The following is a 19,713-nucleotide window of genomic DNA, read 5'->3' as shown; positions in this document are numbered from 1 at the left end:
GTCAGATCGCCCAGCACGAGCAACCGAACGCGCCCCAGAAGCCCTTCGCGTCCGACGTCGGCAACGCACTGCCCCACGCGCTCGCATGCGCGTGCTGGTGCACGTTGCAGGCGTTCGCGCAGCCGCACATCGCGGCCGCCGCCGCCCGTTGCAGCGGCGCGCCGCTGCGCTGCGTCGCGCCCCAGCCGCCGTAGCCGCCGTACTCGCGCACCGGCGACCAGTCCGGCATCGCCGGCGGAATCGGCGCATCGTGCGACGCGAACGGGCCCGCGCCCCACACGATCTTGCCGCCGACCACCGTCAGCAACGCGGTCGTGCCCGCGATATCGTCTTCCGCGCATGCGAAGAAGTCACGATCCGGAACCACCAGGTCGGCGAGCTGCCCGACCGCGATGCGCCCCTTCTTGCCTTCCTCGTTCGAGAACCACGTCACGTACTCCGTCCACATGCGCAGCGCCGTCTCGCGATCGAGCAGGTTGCGCTGCGGGTACATCCGCAGGCCGCCGACCGTCTTGCCCGTCACCAGCCATGCGAGCGACACCCACGGGTTGTACGACGCCACGCGCGTCGCGTCGGTGCCGGCCGACACCTTCAGGCCCTTGGCGAGCATTTTCGCGACCGGCGGCGTGGCTTCGGCCGCCTGCGCGCCGTAGCGCTCGACGAAATACTCGCCCTGGTACGCCATCCGGTGCTGCACCGCGACACCGCCGCCGAGCGCGGCGATCCGGTCCATCGATTGCTCGGAGATCGTTTCCGCGTGATCGAAGAACCAGTTCAGCCCTTCGAGCGGGATGTCCTCGTTGACCTTCTCGAACACGTCGAGCGCGCGGCTGATCGTTTCGTCGTAGGTCGCGTGCATGCGCCACGGCCAGCGGTTCTGCGCGAGCACGCGCACGACGCCTTCGAGATCGTCCTCCATCTGCGCGGGCAGGTCCGGGCGCGCGACGCGGAAGTCCTCGAAATCGGCCGCCGAAAACACCAGCATCTCGCCCGCGCCGTTGTTGCGGAAGTAGTCGGTGCCGTCGTGATACTTGACGCTCTGCGTCCAGTTCACGAAGTCTTCCTTCTCGGCGTTCGGCTTCTGCGTGAACAGGTTGTAAGCAATCCGGATCGTCATCTCGCCCGCGTCGTGCAGCTTGCGGATCACTTCGTAATCGTCCGGGTAGTTCTGCGATCCGCCGCCCGCGTCGATCACGCCCGTCACGCCGAGCCGGTTCAGCTCGCGCATGAAGTGGCGCGTCGAGTTGTACTGATACTCGAACGGCAGCTTCGGCCCTTTCGCGAGCGTCGCGTACAGGATCGTTGCGTTCGGGTTCGCGAGCAGCAGGCCCGTCGGGTTGCCTGCCGCATCGCGCAGGATCGTGCCGCCGGGCGGCTCGGGCGTGTCCTTCGTATAGCCGACCACGCGCAGCGCGGCCGCGTTCAGCAGCGCGCGATCGTACAGGTGCAGGATGAACACCGGCGTATCGGGCGCGGCTGCGTTGAGTTCGTCGATCGTGGGCAGGCGCTTCTCGACGAACTGATGTTCGGTGAAGCCGCCGACCACGCGCACCCATTGCGGCGCGGGCGTCACGGCGACCTGCCGCTTGAGCATCTCCATCGCGACCGCGAGCGAAGGCACGCCGTCCCAGCGCAGCTCCATGTTGTAGTTCAGGCCGCCGCGAATCACGTGGCAGTGGTTGTCGATCAGGCCCGGCAGCACGCCGCGGCCGTCGAGGTCGACCACCTTCGTCGCGCGGCCCGCGAGCGGCATCACGTCCGCGTCGCTGCCGACCGCGACGAAGCGGCCGGCCGCGATGGCCACCGCGGTTGCGACGGGGTTCGAGCGGTCGAGGGTCGTGATGCGGCCGTTGTGCAGAATGAGATCCGGTTGAATGTCGGGTGCGTTCATCAGTTTGTCCTCGATGCAATCAGAAGCCGAGCCAGTGACGGACCGGTGCGACGGCCGCCACGCCGATCAGCATGCCGGCCAGCCCGACCAGCGCGATCAGCGGCGGCGCGGGAGAGCGGACCTTGATCACGCTGTACACGACGCCGACCAGCACGCCGGCGCCCAATGAAGTCAGATACGATTCCATACGCCCTTCCCGACTGAATTAAAATGTCCCGCATTGCCGCCCGGGCACCGCGCGCCGCTTTCCTGCCACCGTCTCCAGCCATGCAACATCTTCCCGATCTCGAAGCCTGGGCCATCTTCGCGCGCGTCGCGGAGACCGGTTCGTTCGCCAAGGCCGCCGACCTGCTCGGCATCACGCAACCGACCGTGTCGAAAGCGATCGCGCGCCTCGAAAAGCGCCTCGGCGCGATGCTGCTGTACCGCACGTCGCGCAAGCTGTCGCTCACGCCAACCGGCGAACTGCTGCGCGATCGCGCGATCCGGCTGCTCGCCGACGCCGAGCTGATCGAGGGCGAAGCATCCGCGCACGCGCTCGAACCGCACGGCCTCGTGCGCGTGAACGCGCCGATGTCGTTCGGGCTGCACCATCTGGCGCCGGTGCTGCCCGCGTTTCTCGAACGCTACCCGCGCGTCGACATCGACCTCGTGCTGACCGACCATTTCGTCGACATCGTGTCGGGCGGCTTCGACGTCGCGATCCGGATCGCCGAGCTCAACGACTCCTCGCTGCGCGCGCGCCGTCTCTGCGCGGTGCGCCGGCCGCTCGTCGCATCGCCCGCATATCTCGACCGGCATGGCCGGCCGACCCATCCGAGCGAACTCGAGCGGCACGTGTGCCTGACCTACACGAACATCCCGACACCCGACTACTGGCGCTTTCGCCACACCGCGTCGAACGATGAAATCGGCATACCCGTGCGCGGCCGCATTCGCACCAACAACGCCGACGTCATCTGCCCCGCGCTGATTGCAGGCCACGGTCTCGCACTGCAGCCGACGTTCCTGGTGTGGGACGCACTGCAAAGCGGCGAGCTCGAGGAAGTCATGCACGACTGGAAAATCGCCGACATCAACCTCAATCTCGTCACACCGCCCGGCATGCTGCGTGCCGCGCGCGTGACGGCGTTGCTCGACTTCCTCGTCGAACATCTGTCGCACGCGCCGTGGGCGCTGCCGCCCGTCTGAACGGGCGGCCCGCGGCCGTTACTTCGCCGGCACGGCCGGCATCGACTCGTGCGGCGTCGCGGTGCGTTGCGGCGCCTTGTGAACCATCGTGTACGCGTAGTCGATGCCCATCCCGTACGCGCCCGAGTGCTCCTTCGCGACCGCCATCACAGCGTCGTACGTGTCGCGGCGCGCCCAGTCGCGCTGCCATTCGAGCGCGACCTGCTGCCAGGTGACCGGCACGACGCCGGCCTGGATCATCCGCTGCATCGCGAAGTCGTGCGCGTCCTTGGACGTGCCGCCCGACGCATCGGCGACCATGTAGATTTCGTAGTCGCCTTCGAGCATCGCGCTGAGTGCGAACGTCGTGTTGCAGACTTCGGTCCACAGACCCGACACGATCACTTTCTTGCGACCGTTCGCGGCCAGCGCATCGCGCACCTTCTGGTCGTCCCACGAGTTCATCGACGTGCGTTCGAGCGTCTTCTGGTTCGGGAACACGTCGAGCAGTTCGGGATAGGTGAAGCCGGAGAAGCTCTCGCTTTCGACGGTGGTGATCGTGGTCGGGATGTTGAACGCCTTCGCGGCCTTGGCGAGTCCGACGACGTTGTTCTTCAACGTCTGGCGATCGATCGACTGCACGCCGAATGCCATCTGCGGCTGCTGGTCGATGAAGATCAACTGGCTGTTCTGGGGAGTGAGGACTTCAAGCTTCGGGTTGCTCATGGCGCGAATCATCCTTTGGACAGGAAACGTGTGAGGCTTGCCTCGACCGGAAACCGGGAGTAGCCGACTGTGCGTTGCCCCGGATCTGCGTGTTCCGGTTGCAGCCATTTAATCGGAAAAGCCGCCGTTCGAACATCCAACAAATGGAATCGATCGAATTCCGGACGACGGGGCTCTCCAGCGGCCATCCGCCCTTTTGTTCCACACGTAAACCCGATACGCTTCGAGCACGTCGAAGGCGCGCCCCGCGCCCCGGTCAGCCCGTCACGAGAGATTTTCATGATGAAACCGTATCTTCTGTCGCTGTTCGCAGGCGTCCTCGCCGGCGTCATCTACGGCGCGCTCGGCGTCAACTCGCCGGCGCCGCCGATCATCGCGCTCCTCGGCCTGCTCGGCATGCTGGCCGGCGAACAGATCCTGCCGCTCGCGCGCCGGATGCTGGCCGGCTATCGGCTGAATACCGCATGGCGCGATGCACAATGCAGCCAGCACATGTTCGGCGCACTGCCGGGCAGTGCCGCGAACGACCGCAAACCGTCGTGACGCCAGGCTCATGACCAACGTCGAACTGTTTCACTACCTGCTGCTGTTGATCTGCGCCGCCGGCGCGCTGACGTGGATCGCCGAGCGCATCTCGATTCCGCCGGCCGTCGTGCTGCTGCTCGGCGGCTGCGTGGTGGCCGTCGCCGGCAAGGGCGTGCCGGACATGGACCCGGCGCTGCTCCTCGCAGCCGTGTTGCCGCCGCTGCTGATGTCGAGCGGCTTCTACACGGCATGGAAGGAATTCCGGCGCGAGCTCGGCTCGATCGCGTCGCTCGCGCTCGGCGCGGTGGCATTCACGACGGTTGCGGTCGCGCTCGCCGTGCATGCGGCCGATCCGTCGCTGCCGTGGGCCGCATGCTTCACGCTCGGCGCGATCGTGTCGCCGCCCGATGCGGTCGCCGCGAAGGCGATCCTGCAACGCCATCCGCTACCCGCGCGGCTCGTCACGGTGCTCGAGGGCGAAAGCCTCGTCAACGATGCGTCGGGCCTGCTGCTGTATCAAATGGCCGTTTCGGCCGCGCTCGCCGTCACGATCACGACCGCGAGCGCGACCGGCCTGTTCTTCTCGCTCACGCTGATCGGCATCGCGATCGGTCTCGCATGCGGCCATGCGATGTGCTGGGTGCTGCAACGCCTGCGCGAGCCGATGCTCGGCATCGTCGTGACCTTCGCGATGGCGTGGGGCAGCTACGGGATCGCGGAAGCCGTGCACGGCTCCGGCGTGCTGTCGGTCGTGACCTGCGGCCTCGTGCTCGGCGTGCGTCAGCATCGCGTGTTCGACGCCGACATGCGGATCAAGGCGAAGGCGACCTGGGAAGCGATCGTGTTCGTGCTCGACGCGCTCGTGTTCATCCTGATCGGCCTCGCGCTGCATGCGATCCTCGCGCGCGTGAATCACGAAGGCGCGGTGCTGATGGCCGGCCTGCGCGTCGCGCTGCCGGCGACGGCCGCCGCGATCGCCGCGCGCGTCGTCTGGGTGTTCGTCGCGATGTGGCTGCCGGGCCGCCTGCGCGCGCCGCGCGCGGGCCATGCGCCGTGGTCGTGGCGCGAGGCCGTCGTGCTCGGCTGGTCCGGCATGCGCGGCGTCGTGAGCCTCGCGGCCGCGATCGCGCTGCCGAGCAATTTCCCGGGGCGCGACCTGATCCTGTTCAGCACGTTCCTGCTGATCATCGCGACGCTCGTCGTGCAAGGCGGCACGCTCGCGCCGCTGATCCGCGTGCTGAAGCTGCGCCCTGCCGCGCGGCACACGATGTCCGAGCACGCGGTGCGCGCAGCCACGTTCGGCGCGGCGCTCGCCGAGCTCGATGCGCGCGGGCAGCGCGGCTCGGGCCTCGAACGCGCATCGCTCGACCGGCTGCTGACCGAATACCGCAGCCGCGTCGCGTTCAACGAACGCGCGCACCGCGACGGCGCGGAGCCGGCGGACGTGCGCGCGCGGATGCTGCGCGTCGAGCTCGAGCTGGTCGGCGTGTCGCGCGACGCGCTGCTCGACCTGCATCGCGACGGCCGCGTCGACGACGCGGTGTTGCACCGCATAGAATCCGAGCTGGATTTCGAGGAACTGAGGCTGCAGCGCCTGCTCGAACCGTGACGTCCGGCCATGCCCGGCCGGCCCGTCTTCCCCTCCCCCACATGGAATTGCAATGAGCGAACTGTCCGTCGAAGCGAGCATCGGCTCCGTCGATTACCTGGTCCATTTCACCGACGGCGTGCATCAGTGGCGCGCCGACGAACCGGCGTCGCTCGGCGGCGGCGATACCGCACCGACGCCCGTCGCGCTGCTGCTGTCGAGCCTCGGCGCCTGCACCGCGATCACGCTGAAGATGTATGCGCAACGCAAGGGCTGGCCGCTCGCCGAAGTGCACGTGAAGCTCGCGCACGAAGCGGGCAGCGCGGGCAGCACGATCGTGCGCCGCATCACGCTCGACGGCGACCTGACCGACGAACAGCGCGAGCGCCTGCTGCAGATCGCGAACGCGTGCCCGGTGCACAAGATCCTCACGCACCCGATCGCGATCGATACGGCCATCGCCTGATTCACCGAAACCGGGAGACCACCATGTCCGCAACGATCAAGACCGTGCTCACGCCGCGCGAGAGCGACATCGGCAACCTCGTCGTGCGCCGCGTGCTGCCCGCGCGCGCCGCGCGCCTCGTCGGCCCGTTCATCTTCTTCGACGAGATGGGTCCTGCCGTGCTGCCGGCCGGCAGCGGGATCGACGTGCTGCCGCATCCGCACATCGGCCTCGCGACCGTCACCTATCTGTTCGACGGCACGCTGATGCATCACGACAGCCTCGGCTTCCGGCAGAAGATCGTGCCCGGCGACGTGAACTGGATGACCGCCGGGCGCGGCATCGTCCACTCGGAGCGCTCGCCCGACGAGGACCGCCCGCATGAGCAGCCCGTGCACGGAATCCAGACCTGGGTCGCGCTGCCGATCGAGCACGAGGACACCGCGCCCGCGTTCGTGCATCACGCGGCCGACACGCTGCCGTCGTTCACGCGTGACGGCGCGAGCGTGCGCGTGATCGCGGGCACCGCCTTCGGGCTCACGTCGCCCGTCGCCGTGTTCTCGCCGACGCTCTATGCGTATGCGGAATTCGCCGCAGGCGGACGACTCGTGCTCGACGCGGAACACGACGAGCGCGGCGTATATCTCGTCGACGGCGACCTCACGATCGACGGCACGCCGCTCGCACCGGCGACGATGGCCGTGCTCGAAGCCGGCGCGAACGTCGCGCTCGCGAGCGCGAACGGCGCGCGCGTGATGCTGCTCGGCGGCGCGCATCTGCCGGGCGAACGGTTCATCGAATGGAATTTCGTGTCGAGCGAGCGCGCGAAGATCGAGGCGGCGCGCAACGCGTGGGCCGCGCAGACCTTCGGCAAGGTGCCGGGCGAGGAAGACGAATGGACGCGCCAGCCGGAGCGCCGCGCGCAGTAAGCCGGTAGCCGCCGGCTCATCGATGCAGGGCGGCCGGCATTCACGCCGGCCGCCTTGCGCTTACCGCTTCAATCCCATCAGCTTCGCGAGCACCGGCCAGCGGTCGAGCGATTCGACGAACGCGCGCCGCGCCTGCTCGTCCACGTAGCGTGCGGGGTCCAGCGCGGGCAAATGCCGCGCGAGGCCGATCACGTCGTTCGGCTGCGACAGGCGATCGTCGTCGCCTTCGCCGATGTTTATTGTTCGTCGATCCATACGCCGTCCGGGGTCTTCACCGCATAGCCGGTGCTCGTCTGCATCGTCACCGTGCCTTCGTTCTCGCCGACCATCCGCGTGCGCGGCAGGTCGGCGGCATATTGCGCAAGCGTCACGCCCGGCTTGAACGGACTGTTCGACACGAGGTTCGACAGCAACTGCGCGAGCGCGAGAAAACTCGTCGGCTGGTCGATCACGGTCGTCGTGCCGTGGTTGCCGGTAAAGCCGACGAGCCGCACGCCGACCGGCCCGTGAACGATGCGCGGCGTCGGAATCTCGCGCAGGCCCGCGACCTGGTTCTTGTCGCCGCGCAACGCGGCACCGTGCTCGGGCACGAACACGATCACCGCGCGGCGGCCCGACTGCGCGATCAGGTCGGCGAGCCGGTCGAAGTCGTTCATCAGCTTGGTCGCGCGCTGCGGATACGAATCGATGCTGGTCAGCGAACTGCCGACCACGCGGTTGCCGTCGTGCAGGCTGATCGTGTTGTAGTACAGCGCGACCGGGCCCGGCACCGATGCACGCTGCGCGTACCAGTTCGCGAGCGTGCCGTAATCGTCCTTGATCGCCGAACCGTCGAACGCATGCATCGCGACCGGGGCGGCGGCGTTCGAGATCAGCGGTGCGTCGGGCACGCCGATATTGTCGTGAATGACCTGCAGGAAGTTGTCGAAGTGGCCGTCGTGATTCAGCAGCGACTGCACCGAATAACCCGCGGACGCGAGTTGCGAGAACAGGTAGCACTGCTGCGGCGCAGGTTTGTACAGATCCGCATGCGCCTCCTGCCCGCAGCTCGCGCGCAGCACGCGGATCGCGGCCGGGCCGCTGTAGCTCGCGGCCGTGCTGAAGTTGTTGAACAGGTAGTCGAAGTGACTGAGCATCGGGTGGTTGCGCACCTTCGCGGCGTCGAGGTCGTCCCACGACAGCGAGCACACATGCAGCACGATCACGTCGAATTGCGCGGACGTGTCGTTGCCGAGATGACCGAACGCGACCTGGCGCTGCGATTCCTGCGCGCGGAACGTCGCGAGTGCCGCGTTGTGGTCCTCCGGCTGGCCGGCGCGCACACCCGCCGCGTTCGCCTGCTGCGGCAGCGGCGCGACGACGCGCGCCATCAGCCCGTGGCCGGCCTGCCACAGCGGCATCACGATCAGCGCGGCCAGCACGAAGGTCGCAACACGCAGCCAGCGGTTGACGATGAAATAGACGATCAGCACGCCCGCCACCGTCAACACCAGCACCGGCGGCAACAGTCGCGGCAGCAGCTCCATCCAGTACTCGAGGCGGAACGTGCCGACCTCGCGCGCGGCTTCGGCAAGGCGCGCGAGCGGCGGCGCATGCATCTCGCGCGCGAGAAGCGGCACCGCGATCGCGATCGCGACGAGCTGCCGCACGATGCGCCACGCGCGTTGCCGGATCGGCGCGCTCGCCGCGAGCGCGAGCGCGAACGCAAGATTCGCGAGCCACAGCGGCTGCAGGTGACCGGTCGCGAACAGCGCGAACTTCAAGATGAAATACAGATTCCAGAACGTCATCTAAACCACTCCATGATGGGCGCCGCGTCAGTCGCGCGCCCGATCGAGCTTCGGTGCCAGCATCGACTGCACACCGCGCGCCGCACCCTTCCACATGCGTACGTAACCGTCCAGGCCCACGCGCAGCACTTCCTTCAGCCCGCGCAGCGGCGTGTCCGCGCGTGCGCCCGCATGCCAGTCGAGCCATGCGTCCGCGCGGCCGAACGTGCACTGCACCAGCTGGCGCTCCTGCTCGAGCGTCAGCGCCTCGAAGCTCACGCCGACATGCGTCGGCGTCACGCGGCTCACGCGCACCGGGAACGGAAACGGTCGGTCACCGCGCGTCACGCACACCGTCAGCGTGTCGCCGACCGCGAGCGTCAGCCCCGGCACCGCCTCGAGGCCGAGGCCGCCGGTCGAGTAGTCGCTGGTGAAGCAGGCGGCCGTCGACCCGTCGGCGAGCAGCAGCGTCGCCGGCACACGCATCGCGATCCGGTGCGTGACGCGCACCTGCTTGGTCTCGCGCGCGACGGCCAGCGCGGCGCCGAGCATCGCGAGGTTGTAGACGGTCCAGCCGAGCGTGATGAGGATCGTCGACGCCTCGTCGCCCTGATCGACCACGAGCCGCCACAGACCGGCCGCGATCGCGAGCACGTTCAGCGCGAACAGCACGAGATACGGCTTCGACGTCGACCAGTCGACGTAGCCTTCGTCGATCTTGCCGCCCTTGTCGGTCACGTTGAACTTGCCGTGCTTCGGGCTGAAGAACGCGACGGTGGTCGGCAGCGCGATGTACCACGCGAGCACCGATTCATAGACTTCCGCCCAGAACGAGTGGCGATAGCGCCCCTGCATCCGCGAGTTAGCGACGTTCGCGAGCACCAGGTACGGGATCACATAGCTCGCGAGCGCAACCGACGACGCATTGATGAAATACAGGTGGAAGAACAGGTAGGCGAGCGGGATCGTCAGGAACACGAGCCGAGGGATCCCGTAGAAGAAATGCAGCATCGCGTTGCCGTAGCAGATCCGCTGGATGAAGCCGAGCCCGCGCCCGAGGAACGGATTGTCGATGCGGAAGATCTGCGCCATCCCGCGCGCCCAGCGCGTGCGCTGCTTCACGTGCCCGGCGAGGCTCTCGGTCGCGAGGCCGGCCGCCTGCACGGTCGGCAGGTAGGCCGACGTGTAGCCGCGGCGATGCAGCTTGAGCGCGGTATGCGCGTCCTCGGTCACCGTCTCGACGGCGACGCCGCCCACCTCCTCCAGCGCGCTGCGCTTGAGCACCGCGCACGATCCGCAGAAGAACGTCGCGTTCCACAGATCGTTGCCCGACTGGACGAGCCCGTAGAACAGGTTGCCCTCGTTCGGGATCTCGCGGAACGTGCCGAGGTTGCGCTCGAACGGATCGGGCGAGAAGAAATGGTGCGGCGTCTGCACCAGCGCGCACTTCGGGTCGCGCAGGAACACGCCCATCGTGGTCTGCAGGAACGAGCGCGTCGGCACGTGATCGCAATCGAAGATCGCGATGTATTCGCCGTGGGTCTTCGGCAGTGCGCGGTTGATGTTGCCGGCCTTCGCGTGGCGATTGTCGTCGCGCGTCAGGTAGCCGATCCCCGCTTCCCGCGCGAACGCCTCGAACTCGGGGCGGCGACCGTCGTCGAGCAGGTACACGCGCAGCTTGGCCGTGGGCCAGTCGATGCTCTGCGATGCGAACACGGTCGGCTTCACGACCGACAGCGGCTCGTTGTAGGTCGGAATGTAGATGTCGACGCTCGGCCAGCTGTCGGGATCATCAGGCAACGGCACGATCGGCCGGTCGAGCGGCCATGCGGTCTGAATGAAGCCGAGCAGCAGGATCATCCACGTGTAGACCTCGGCACCGTAAAGCAGGTAGCCGGCGAACGCCTCGACGGGGCTGCGGAAATCGAGCGTCTGGGTCGTGCGCCACCACACGTAGCGGACCGTGGCGAGCAGCGCGAGCGATGCGAGCGCGAGGGTCGGCAGATGGCCCGGCAGGCGGCGCAGCGCCAGCGCCAGCACCGCGACGATCGCGAAGAATGCGAACTGCGCGCCGGGCATCAGCGGCGACATCCCGGCCGCGGCCCACATCAGCGTGCCGGCGATCAGCAGCAGCGGCGCGAGCCAGCGATGCCGGCCGACGCCGTGCGCGCGTGCATCCAGCCAGCCGCCCCAGCGCGCCCAAGGGAGTCGCTCGAGCAACGCGTCGAAGCGCTTGCCGAGTGCGCGCGCCGCGACGTAGGCCGGTACGACGAACGTGTCGAACCACGCGAGCGGATCGCGCGCGGGGCGCTCGTCGGCCGCGCGCGGCGCGCGCACGATCGCGCGCCACAGCCATTCACGCGGGCTCAGCGGCTGCAGCACGCCCCACTCCCGCGCGAGCCACAGAAACGCAACGCGCGCCCGCCGGCGCATCGGGTCGGCGCGGCCGGGCGGCGGCGCGTGGAAGAACAGTCGCACGAGCCAGTCGAGCAGCGTGCGCTCGGCCGGCAGCCCGATCCCGCGCGCGCACCAGTCGGTCGCGCGCCGAACCGCGGCGCGCCAGCGCGACGCGAATGCGGCGTTCATTGCCGCGCTCCCGTATGGCCGGCCGCCGCTGCGGCCAGCCACGCGTCGACCCAGTTCGCGACGCCGTTCAGATCGTGCGACGCCTGCGAATACGGTGCATCGTCGAAGATCCAGGTTCCGCCCGCGAGCGTCTCGGGCACGGCTGCATCGACGTGAATCCGCTGTTCGAGCATCGATGCGGGCCCCGCGACCGCGCGCAGCATCGCAAGCGCATCGCGCTGCATGTCGCGCGCCGGGTTCAACCGGTTCACGACGATCCGCAGGTCGCCGCCGCCGGCCCGCAGCGCGTCGAGGCGCGCGGCCACCGTCGCGCACGCGGCCGGTTCGGGCGGCACGACGACGAGCGTCAGGTCGGCAACGCGAATCGCCTGTTCGGCCTGCGGCGACGGATAACGCGCGGTGTCGACCAGCACGACGCCGTCGGCCGGCAGCGCGATCTCGTCGAGCGCACGCGACAGCCACGCCGGATCGGCGACGAGCCGCGCATCGCAGGCGGCGGCACCCGCCGCGTCGACCTGCCCGTACGGCACGAACAACACGCCGTCGGCGTTGCGCCACGTATGCGCGTGCCATGGCGCGGCGTCACCCGCGTCATCGAGCAGGCTGTGCGCGAGCCCGTGCTCGGCCAGCGCGTCGAGACCGAGCGTCACGCCCATCAGGTTCTGCGCATCGAATTCGACCGCGACGACCGGCCGGCCGCGGCGCGCGAGCAGCACGGCGAGCGCGCCGGCGAGCGTCGTGCGGCCCGCGCCGCCGGTCGTCGACGTGATGGCGATCGTCTTCATCGCGGGGCCTCGTCGCTACGGCCGGCTTCGGGTAACAGGCGCCCGCGCAGCGCGACCGGCACAAGCACGCACGGCACCACGTCGCGCCGGTGCAGGCCGCGCGGCGCATGAAAGCCGCGGCCGAGGCCCAGATGCTGCGCGACGATCCACACCGGCACCGCGATCGCGATGCCGACGACGAATCCGATGACGAGTTCGGCGATCATGCGCCCTCCGGCTTGCGCAGCGGCATCGCGCTGCGAATGGCGCCGCGCGGGCGCGCGGCGGGAAATTCGGCGGACGGTGCCGGCGCATCGGCGGCCGGCGTCGTGTCGCCGGCGCGCGGCGCCGCATCGGCAGGTTCGTCGACCGTCCGCGCCGCTGCGATTTCGGCTCCCGGTTCGGCACCCGGTTCGGCGAGCGTCACGGCTTGCGCGGCGCGTTCGATCGACGCGCGCGCCGCACCGGCCGGTTTCGCCGTCGCGAACAGGTCGCTGTAGTCGGCGATCGGCGCGCGCCGGTTCTCGGCCTTCAGCGCATCGAGTTCGGTGTCGATGCTGCCCTGGCCGAGACATACGACGCGATCGGACAGCGTGTCGACCGGCACGTCGAAGATCCGCGCGAGCGCGTCATCGGCATCGCCCGGCTCGCACGCGAACAGGAATACGTACAGGTGTCCGGCATCGGCGGTCACGACGTCGCCCGCGCGGCGCGGCCGGCAGTGGCGCAGCGCATCGACGTGCGACACGCCGGGCAGCAGCGCGATCTTCGCGAGCGTATGCGGCAGCGCGAGCACGGCACCGCGATCGAGCACCGCGCGAATCCGCAGGCAGAATGCGCCGACCGGCAGGTAGCCCAGCACCGAATCGCCGAGCGCGGCCGCGAGCGCCGCGCGATAGTCGGCCGCGACGGGCCGCGCATAGAGCTGCCCGCGCAGTGCGTTCACGGCCCCCTGCATCCGCGACATCGGCAGGTCACGGGCGACGACGCGGTTCGCGCCGACGCTCAGCACCAGCATCTCGAACTGCTGGCGCAGCACTTCGCCGCGTTCGACGACGGCGATCTTCAATGCGCCGCCGGATTGGCGGCGCAGTGCATGAACGGCCGCGCACAGCGCCTCGAGCTGCGCGTGCGAGCGGAACGCCAGCACCGCGGTCGCAGCCTGCGCGTGCGCACAGGCGGCGACGACCGCCGCGTTGTCGTCGACGACTTCCCAGCCGGCGGGCACGCGGCCCGTCTCGTCGAGCGCCGCGCGGCTGACGACGACGCGATCCTCGTCGGTCGCGAGCTTCATGCGGCTCGACGGCTCGGCGGCGCCGCCGTCGACGATCGCCGCGAGCCGGCCGCTCGGCGCGAATCGCAGCGGCCGCACTTCGCCGGCCGCGAGCGTGTCGCCGGCACGCCAGAAATCGACGACCCACAGCAGCTCGCCGTGCGTGCGCTGCAACTGCGCGACGCCCGAGCACACGCCGTGAAAGCCGCTGCGCGGCGCACGATTCGCATCGCGCACGAGCGGTGGATCATCGGTATCCAGGTCGGCGCCGGTGCGCACGATCTCCGGATCGACCAGCAGCACCAGCGCGATCCGGTGCGTGCGGCACCAGTCGGCGAGCGCGTGCGCCTCTTCCGCGAGTGCGGCCGGATCGTCCCAACTGAACCAGCGCTGCGCGCCTTCGATGAAATACAGCGAGCGCGCGCGGAAACCGTAGCGCTTCATCGCGCGCAGGGCGCCCGCGAGGCGCGCGAACGGACCGGGTGCCGCACGACGTGGTGCGCCCGATTCGCGCGCGGCATCGCCGTCGGCCGGCTCGTGCGCGCCCGGCATCGCCAGCACGTTCAGGTTGCGCGGCCAGCCGGCCGGCTGCGCGCCGCCCGCGAAACCGCGCGACGCCATCTGCGCGGCAACGCGCGCCGCGTCGCGCGAGAGCACGACCGTCACGTCGCGCGTGCGCGACTGCCGCGCGCTTTCCCACACCAGCGCGTCGCACGCCGGCGTGCCGGCAGCGGCATAGATCGCATACAGGCCGCCCGCTTCCAGCTGCGTCCATGTATCGGGCAGCCCGTCGATCGCGAGCCGGCTCAACACACCCGCTCGGCCGCCTGCCGGCCCCGTGCGCAGCAATGCGCGCAAGCGGCCCAGCAGGCCGGCGGCGCCGAGCGCGGGACGGGTTGCATCGATTTCCGTATTCACGCGCTTCCCCTAGTAATCCGAATAAAGCCGCACCGGCGTCGGCGTGACGAGCCAGCTGCGCTCCGCGCGTGCGTCGAACGCATAGCGCAGATACACGAGCGCCGAACTCGGCGCGTAGTCGTGCGACCGGTCGACGTGCAGTTGCGCGCCGACGCTCAGGTGCGGATTCACGCGATATTCGACGATGCCGTTCACGCCGTACGAGAACGACACGCCGCGCGTCGAACTGCCCGCGTAGACGAGCCCCGCCGCCTCCTGCGCGGCGCGCTGGTTCGCGAAGGTCGGGTAGAACAGCGAATCCTTTTCATAGCTGTTCGAGATCCCGGCCGTGACGGTCAGGTCCCACGACAGCGCGTCGCGCCGCCCGGCCCATTCGATCGGCACGCCGAGCGACAGGTAGCGCTGCGGGCTGTAGTAGCCGCCCTGCCCGTACGTGTAGTAGCGCAGGTTTTGCGCGTAGTGCCACGCGTTGCCGACGAGCCCCGTGCTCACCTTCATCGTCGCGCGTTCGTACACGGGCACCGTGAAGCCCGAGCGCAGCGTGACTTCCGCGTTGCGCTCGACGTTGCGGCCCGACAGCACGCCCGCGCCGAATTCGGCGAACAGGTTCACGCGCCCGACGTCGAGCGCCGCGCGCAGGTTCACGCCGTCGCGGCGCACGCCGCCCCAGACCGCCCCGGTCCACGGATCGCGCATCCCCGCATACGACAGCACGCTGCTCGTCTCCGGACGGCGCGACGCGTTCACGGTGAAGCTCGCCGGGCCCGCGTCGAAGCGATAGCGTACGCCGCCGACCAGGTAATGCACCGGGAAGCCGAGCGGCGACGTGCCGAGATCGAAGCGCCACGCGTCCGTGCGATAGCCGGCGCCGAGCGCAACGCCCGTCATCGGCTGATGCAGGTCGCCCGGCGGATGCGCGATCGACGCGGCAGCCGACGGATTCGCGGCGAACGGCGCAGGCAGCCCGATCGGCGAGTTGAGCGCCGCGTAGGTCCCGAATGTCTTCAGCGAATACGCGTTGGGGTCGCTCGTATCGAGCGTGCCGGCGTCCAGATGCACGGTGTCGAGCTGCAGGAACGCATGCCCGTCGTAGCGCACCGGCATCTGCATGTAGATCGGCACCTGCTGTGCACGGTACGCGGAAATCCCTTCGTCGCCCGACTTGTACGCGGGCAGCCAGCCGATCTCGATCTCGGGATCGCGCCGCTGCGCGAGCTCCGCGAACGCGGCCTGCGCGGGCGTGCGGCCATCGCGGCCCGGGCTCACGCCGCTTGCGCGCTCCTGCGACAGCGACAGCCGGTACAGCGACGCGGCATCGTCGTAGCGGCCCTGCGTCTCGGCCACGCGCCCCGCCGCGACCGTCACGTCGGGGCGCGCCGGGTATGCGGCCTGCAACGGGTCGATCACCTGTGCCGCGTCGTCCGGACGACGCAGCGCGTTCAGCCGGCGCACGATCGACAGCCGCGTATCGACGTCGTCGTCCGGCGTGCGCGCGAGCACGGCCTGCACGCGTGCGAGCGCGGCCGCGCGATGGCCGCTGTCCTCGTCGATGCGCGCGAGTGCGAGTTGCGTGTCCGCATCGTCCGGCGTGCGCGCGACCACCGGCGCGAGCGCGTCGCGGGCCGCGTCGTAATGCCCCTGCGCGCGTTCGAGATCGGCCCGCTCGAGCGCGTAGCGCTTGTCCGCGCGGCCGGCCGGGCTTGCCCGATCGAGCAGCGTGCGCGCGCGTGCATAGTCGCGTTGCGCGATCGCGTCGTCCGTCTGCCGCAGCACGAGCCGCAGCGACTGGTCCTCGATCCGCGCGGTCTGCGCCGGCGTCAGCGCCGGTTCACGGCGCAACGCGTCGAGCCACGCGGCGAGCGCGTCGTCGCGCGCCGCGCTGCCGAGCAGGTCGCCGTAGCGCAGCCGCACGTCGGTGTCGGCTTCGTGCGGATGCGCGGCGATCCAGTCGCGCAACGGCGCCAGACCGCGATCGGGTTCGCCCGCGTCGATCCATTGCGCGCCGATCGAGGCCAGCATGTCGGGATCGTCCGGCGCGCTCGCCTGCGCATGCGCGAGCGCCGCGTCGAATGCCGCGCGATCGCCACGGCCGAGCGCGCCGCGTGCGTCGGTCAACGCGCTTTCGGCATCGAGCTTGCGTGCGAGCGCGCGCATGCCGTCCGAACGATGCGCGTCGTCGACGCCCGCGAGCGCGGCCTGCGCGCCGGCGACATCGTCCAGCGAATTGCGGTACAGCGCGGTCGCATAGCGCATCTCCGGCGACTCGCTCCGTGCGAGCCCGTCGTCCATCACCGTGCGGCCAAGCTGCGGCAGTCCCATGTCGCGGTACAGCCGTGCGAGCGCGAAACGCGTCCACGGCGCGTCGGGCGCCGCACGCACGGCCGCTTCGTAGCGTTGCGCGGCCGGCCCGCGTTCGCCCTTCTCCGCGAGCGCACGCGCGTCGTTCGCAAGCAGGTCGGCACGCAGCCCGTCGAGCGCACGGCGATCGTCACCGCCCGTCATACGGCTTCGCAGCGCGTCGAGCAGCGGACCGACGCGATCGGCACGGCCGGTGTTCTCGTACAACATGGCCGTGCCGCGCACCGCCGACAGGCTCGGCTCGCGCGCGGCGAGCAATTCGCGCAGCAGCGGCTCCGCGCGCGCCCAGTCGCGCTGCGCGAGCAGCGCATCGGCGAGCTGAAGCTTCGCGTCGGGGCTGTCCGGCTGCATCGCGAGCGCCGCGCGCGCCGCACGTTCGGCATCCTGCGGCCGCCCGGCCGACGCCGCCGCGCGGCCTTGCGCGAGCAGGCCCCAGAACTGCGCGGTGCGCGCGAGACTCTGCCACTTGCCGCGCTGGTCGGTCGACAGCGCAGCGGCGCGCACAAACAGCGCGCGCGCTTCGTCATGCCGGCCTTCGCGCAGGCGCAGCAGGCCGAGCCCGCCGACCGCGTCGGCGTCGTCGGCCCGCGCTTTCGCCGCGCGCGCGAGCAGCGGATCGGCGCCGGCCAGGTCGCCGCGCACGAGCGCCTGCAGGCCGCGCTGCTGCGCGATGTAGTCGGGGTCGCGCTCGAGCCGGCGCTGCGCGTCGCGCTGCCGGTCGAGTGCGGCCGCGCGATCGCGGAATTCGGTGTCGTCCGGCACGAGCGCGAGATACGCGTGCAGCGCATCGAGATACGCGGGGTCGCCGCCGGCTGACTGCAGCACGCGCCGCCACACGGCCATCGCTTCCGTATGGTCGGCATCGACCCGCTTCGCGAGCGACCACGCGATGCGGTTCGCTTCGGCGCGCGTATCGGCGCGCTGGTTCAGCAGCCGTGCGAGCGCCAGCGCCGCGCTCGAATCTTGCGGGTCGGCCGCGACCGCACGGCGCAGTGCGGCGATTGCCGGCTCGCGGCCGCCCGGCGCGTTCGCGACGATCTGGTAATACTCGGCGCCGAGCGCGCCGGACGGCGCGCCGTTCGGAAACAGCGCGACGATGCGGCGGGCGGCCTCGTCGGCGCGGCCGCTGCGCGCGAGCAGGCGGATCTGCGCCATCTCGCCGCGGCCGCTCGTCGCGACGCGGTATTCGTCGGCCGCGCGCCGCGTGTCGGGCGCCGCGGGCGCGCGCGCCTGCAGGCGTGCGAGCGTGGACTGCGCGCCTTGCGCGTCGCCGAGCCGCAGCAGCACGCGTACCTGTTCCGCAAGCAGTTCGGGATCGTCCGGCGCGATCAGGAGCCCCTTGCGCAGTGCATCGCGGGCGAGGTCGTCGCGATGCTTGGCGCCCCACATGCGGGCAGTGGCAAGCTGACGCTGGACATCGGACGCGGCGGACGCAGCCGCCATCGACGCCGCTTTCGGCGCGACGGGTTTCGTCGCCGCGACGGCGACCGCGGCCGGCGCCGCCGCGGAGACCGACGACGCGAGCCATGCCAGCCCCGCGACACGCCGCGCGGTGCGCTTCATCGGGCCGCGCATGAACGGCCCTCCCAGCGCGCATCGAGCGACCCGTCCGCGCCGAACCGGTAGCGGCCGTCGCGCCAGCCGAGGCCGAACAGCGTCAGCACACTCGAGTAGTAGCCGGGCGGCGACTGGCGCGCGAGCGCATCGACACGCGCGGCCTGCGCATCCGCGAGCGCATGCTGGCCGCGCGCGTCGAGGAACGGCACGGCCGCCGCGGAGAAGCCGCCGTTGCCATCGTTCGGCCCCGCGACGCCGGTCGTCGTGTCGACCTTCTCCGGCGGCGCGCCATGCGCGGCGATGTGATCGGCGAATGGCGCGAAGCGCGCGAGCAGCGGTGCCGCGAACGGATCGGCACGATCGAGCATGCCGGCCCACAGGTACACGCGGATCGCGTTGTACGCGCTTTCCGCGTGGGTCTGCGGATCGGGCGCGAAGCCGGCACCGGCGCGATACAACGCCCAGTCCGGCGCAAAGCCCTTGGGCGCGGTGTCGAGCAGCACGCGGCCGGTGCTCGCCGCGAGCGCGGCCCAGCGGCGATCGTCCGGCAGGCGCGTGGCGAGCCCGCGGATCACTTGCGGCGGCGAATAGCTCGGGTTCACGCGCCATCGGCCGTCGGCCAGCCGGAAGCCGGTCGGCCCGGGCAGCAGCGTAAGGCCGAGGCCCGGCACGCTGGCCGTCTCGTCGTCGAGCACGCGCTTCGCCAGCAGCGCGCCGCGCGCGGTGTAGCTGCGCTCGTGCCAGAGCCATCCGGCTTCGACGAGCGTGTATGCGATCCACAGGTCGGCATCGGATGCCGCGTTCGCGTCGAGCACGCGCCACGCGCCGTCGGGCGCGCGGCCCCACAGCCACGCGGGCAGACGCGCGCTCAGGTCGCCCTGCGCGAGGTTGTTCTCGGTCCATGCGAGGATCGTGTCGAAGGTGCGCCGGTCGTTCGCGACGAGCGCGAAAAACAGTCCATACGCCTGCCCTTCCGATACCGTGCGCGAATCCGCCGAGCCGACATCGATCACCCGGCCGTCGGCCGACACGAAATCGCGCTTGAACGCGTCCCAGCGCGGCCACGCCGCGCCGCACCGTGCGTCGGCCGGGTCGCTTTGCGCGGCGTGCGCGCGTCCGGCGGCGCCGGCCGTCGCACACGCGGCCGCGATGGCCAGCACGAGCGTCGCGCCGACCCGCCGCGCGGCCCGTCGCCTTGCGAATGCCCACGCCAT

At 70.3% G+C, this 19,713-nt stretch carries 16 protein-coding genes; 5 read left to right on the top strand and 11 right to left on the bottom strand.

Annotation, left to right across the window (positions count from 1 at the left end; translation table 11 throughout):
- Position 1 precedes the first annotated feature (1 nt).
- The gene (locus WS51_RS17225; protein WP_069229508.1) at positions 2-1,891 is read right to left on the bottom strand and encodes an amidohydrolase; all 1,890 of its coding nucleotides are present in this window, start codon (positions 1,889-1,891) and stop codon (positions 2-4) included.
- 19 nt (positions 1,892-1,910) lie between these two features.
- Complete coding sequence (locus WS51_RS17220) at positions 1,911-2,078, bottom strand: DUF1427 family protein (protein WP_059449297.1); 168 nt, start codon at positions 2,076-2,078, stop codon at positions 1,911-1,913.
- 80 nt (positions 2,079-2,158) lie between these two features.
- Here WS51_RS17220 and WS51_RS17215 point away from each other — a divergent pair, with 80 nt between their 5' ends.
- A complete protein-coding gene (locus WS51_RS17215; protein WP_059506192.1) occupies positions 2,159-3,082 on the top strand; it encodes a LysR family transcriptional regulator in 924 nt (307 codons plus the stop codon).
- A gap of 18 nt (positions 3,083-3,100) precedes the next feature.
- Here the strand turns inward: WS51_RS17215 and WS51_RS17210 are convergent, their stop codons facing one another.
- On the bottom strand, positions 3,101-3,787 hold the full coding sequence (locus WS51_RS17210; RefSeq protein ID WP_059769726.1) for a hydrolase: 687 nt from the start codon (positions 3,785-3,787) through the stop codon (positions 3,101-3,103).
- Positions 3,788-4,069: 282 nt separating this feature from the next.
- Here WS51_RS17210 and WS51_RS17205 point away from each other — a divergent pair, with 282 nt between their 5' ends.
- The 4 genes from WS51_RS17205 to WS51_RS17190 are packed head-to-tail and all read left to right on the top strand — an operon-like array spanning position 4,070 to position 7,274.
- Positions 4,070-4,330 carry a DUF1427 family protein gene (locus WS51_RS17205; RefSeq protein WP_059449451.1) on the top strand — a complete coding sequence of 87 codons (261 nt, stop codon included), beginning with the start codon at positions 4,070-4,072 and terminating at the stop codon, positions 4,328-4,330.
- A 10-nt stretch (positions 4,331-4,340) separates the two neighbouring features.
- Positions 4,341-5,921, top strand: coding sequence for a cation:proton antiporter (locus tag WS51_RS17200; RefSeq protein ID WP_069229507.1), 1,581 nt, complete (start codon positions 4,341-4,343; stop codon positions 5,919-5,921).
- Positions 5,922-5,973: 52 nt separating this feature from the next.
- Positions 5,974-6,366, top strand: a complete 393-nt coding sequence (locus WS51_RS17195; protein ID WP_059546284.1) for an OsmC family protein — start codon at positions 5,974-5,976, stop codon at positions 6,364-6,366.
- Between the two features lie 23 nt (positions 6,367-6,389).
- Positions 6,390-7,274, top strand: coding sequence for a pirin family protein (locus WS51_RS17190; RefSeq protein ID WP_059769730.1), 885 nt, complete (start codon positions 6,390-6,392; stop codon positions 7,272-7,274).
- 60 nt (positions 7,275-7,334) lie between these two features.
- Here WS51_RS17190 and WS51_RS17185 read toward each other — a convergent pair whose 3' ends face one another.
- The 8 genes from WS51_RS17185 to bcsZ are packed head-to-tail and all read right to left on the bottom strand — an operon-like array spanning position 7,335 to position 19,713.
- A complete protein-coding gene (locus WS51_RS17185; protein WP_059506181.1) occupies positions 7,335-7,529 on the bottom strand; it encodes a hypothetical protein in 195 nt (64 codons plus the stop codon).
- Positions 7,511-9,064 carry a cellulose biosynthesis protein BcsG gene (gene bcsG, locus WS51_RS17180; RefSeq protein ID WP_069229506.1) on the bottom strand — a complete coding sequence of 518 codons (1,554 nt, stop codon included), beginning with the start codon at positions 9,062-9,064 and terminating at the stop codon, positions 7,511-7,513. Before bcsG ends, WS51_RS17185 begins: the two co-directional genes overlap by 19 nt.
- Before the next feature lie 27 nt (positions 9,065-9,091).
- Positions 9,092-11,629 carry a UDP-forming cellulose synthase catalytic subunit gene (gene bcsA / locus WS51_RS17175; protein WP_059789846.1) on the bottom strand — a complete coding sequence of 846 codons (2,538 nt, stop codon included), beginning with the start codon at positions 11,627-11,629 and terminating at the stop codon, positions 9,092-9,094.
- Positions 11,626-12,414: a cellulose biosynthesis protein BcsQ gene (gene bcsQ, locus WS51_RS17170; protein WP_069229505.1), complete on the bottom strand. Its 789-nt coding sequence runs from the start codon at positions 12,412-12,414 to the stop codon at positions 11,626-11,628. The genes bcsA and bcsQ overlap by 4 nt, the downstream gene beginning before the upstream one ends.
- Positions 12,411-12,620, bottom strand: a complete 210-nt coding sequence (locus WS51_RS17165) for a hypothetical protein (protein WP_059506174.1) — start codon at positions 12,618-12,620, stop codon at positions 12,411-12,413. The genes bcsQ and WS51_RS17165 overlap by 4 nt, the downstream gene beginning before the upstream one ends.
- The gene (bcsE, locus tag WS51_RS17160; RefSeq protein WP_059798380.1) at positions 12,617-14,584 is read right to left on the bottom strand and encodes a cellulose biosynthesis protein BcsE; all 1,968 of its coding nucleotides are present in this window, start codon (positions 14,582-14,584) and stop codon (positions 12,617-12,619) included. Before bcsE ends, WS51_RS17165 begins: the two co-directional genes overlap by 4 nt.
- A gap of 9 nt (positions 14,585-14,593) precedes the next feature.
- Positions 14,594-18,517: a cellulose synthase subunit BcsC-related outer membrane protein gene (locus WS51_RS17155; RefSeq protein ID WP_069229504.1), complete on the bottom strand. Its 3,924-nt coding sequence runs from the start codon at positions 18,515-18,517 to the stop codon at positions 14,594-14,596.
- Positions 18,502-19,713, bottom strand: coding sequence for a cellulose synthase complex periplasmic endoglucanase BcsZ (bcsZ, locus tag WS51_RS17150; RefSeq protein WP_069229503.1), 1,212 nt, complete (start codon positions 19,711-19,713; stop codon positions 18,502-18,504). The genes WS51_RS17155 and bcsZ overlap by 16 nt, the downstream gene beginning before the upstream one ends.

The organism is Burkholderia territorii (assembly GCF_001718335.1).
In the GTDB taxonomy this organism is placed as follows: domain Bacteria; phylum Pseudomonadota; class Gammaproteobacteria; order Burkholderiales; family Burkholderiaceae; genus Burkholderia; species Burkholderia territorii.
The sequence above is the reverse complement of the archived record's forward strand: the minus strand, read 5'-3'. Positions and strand labels throughout refer to the sequence as shown.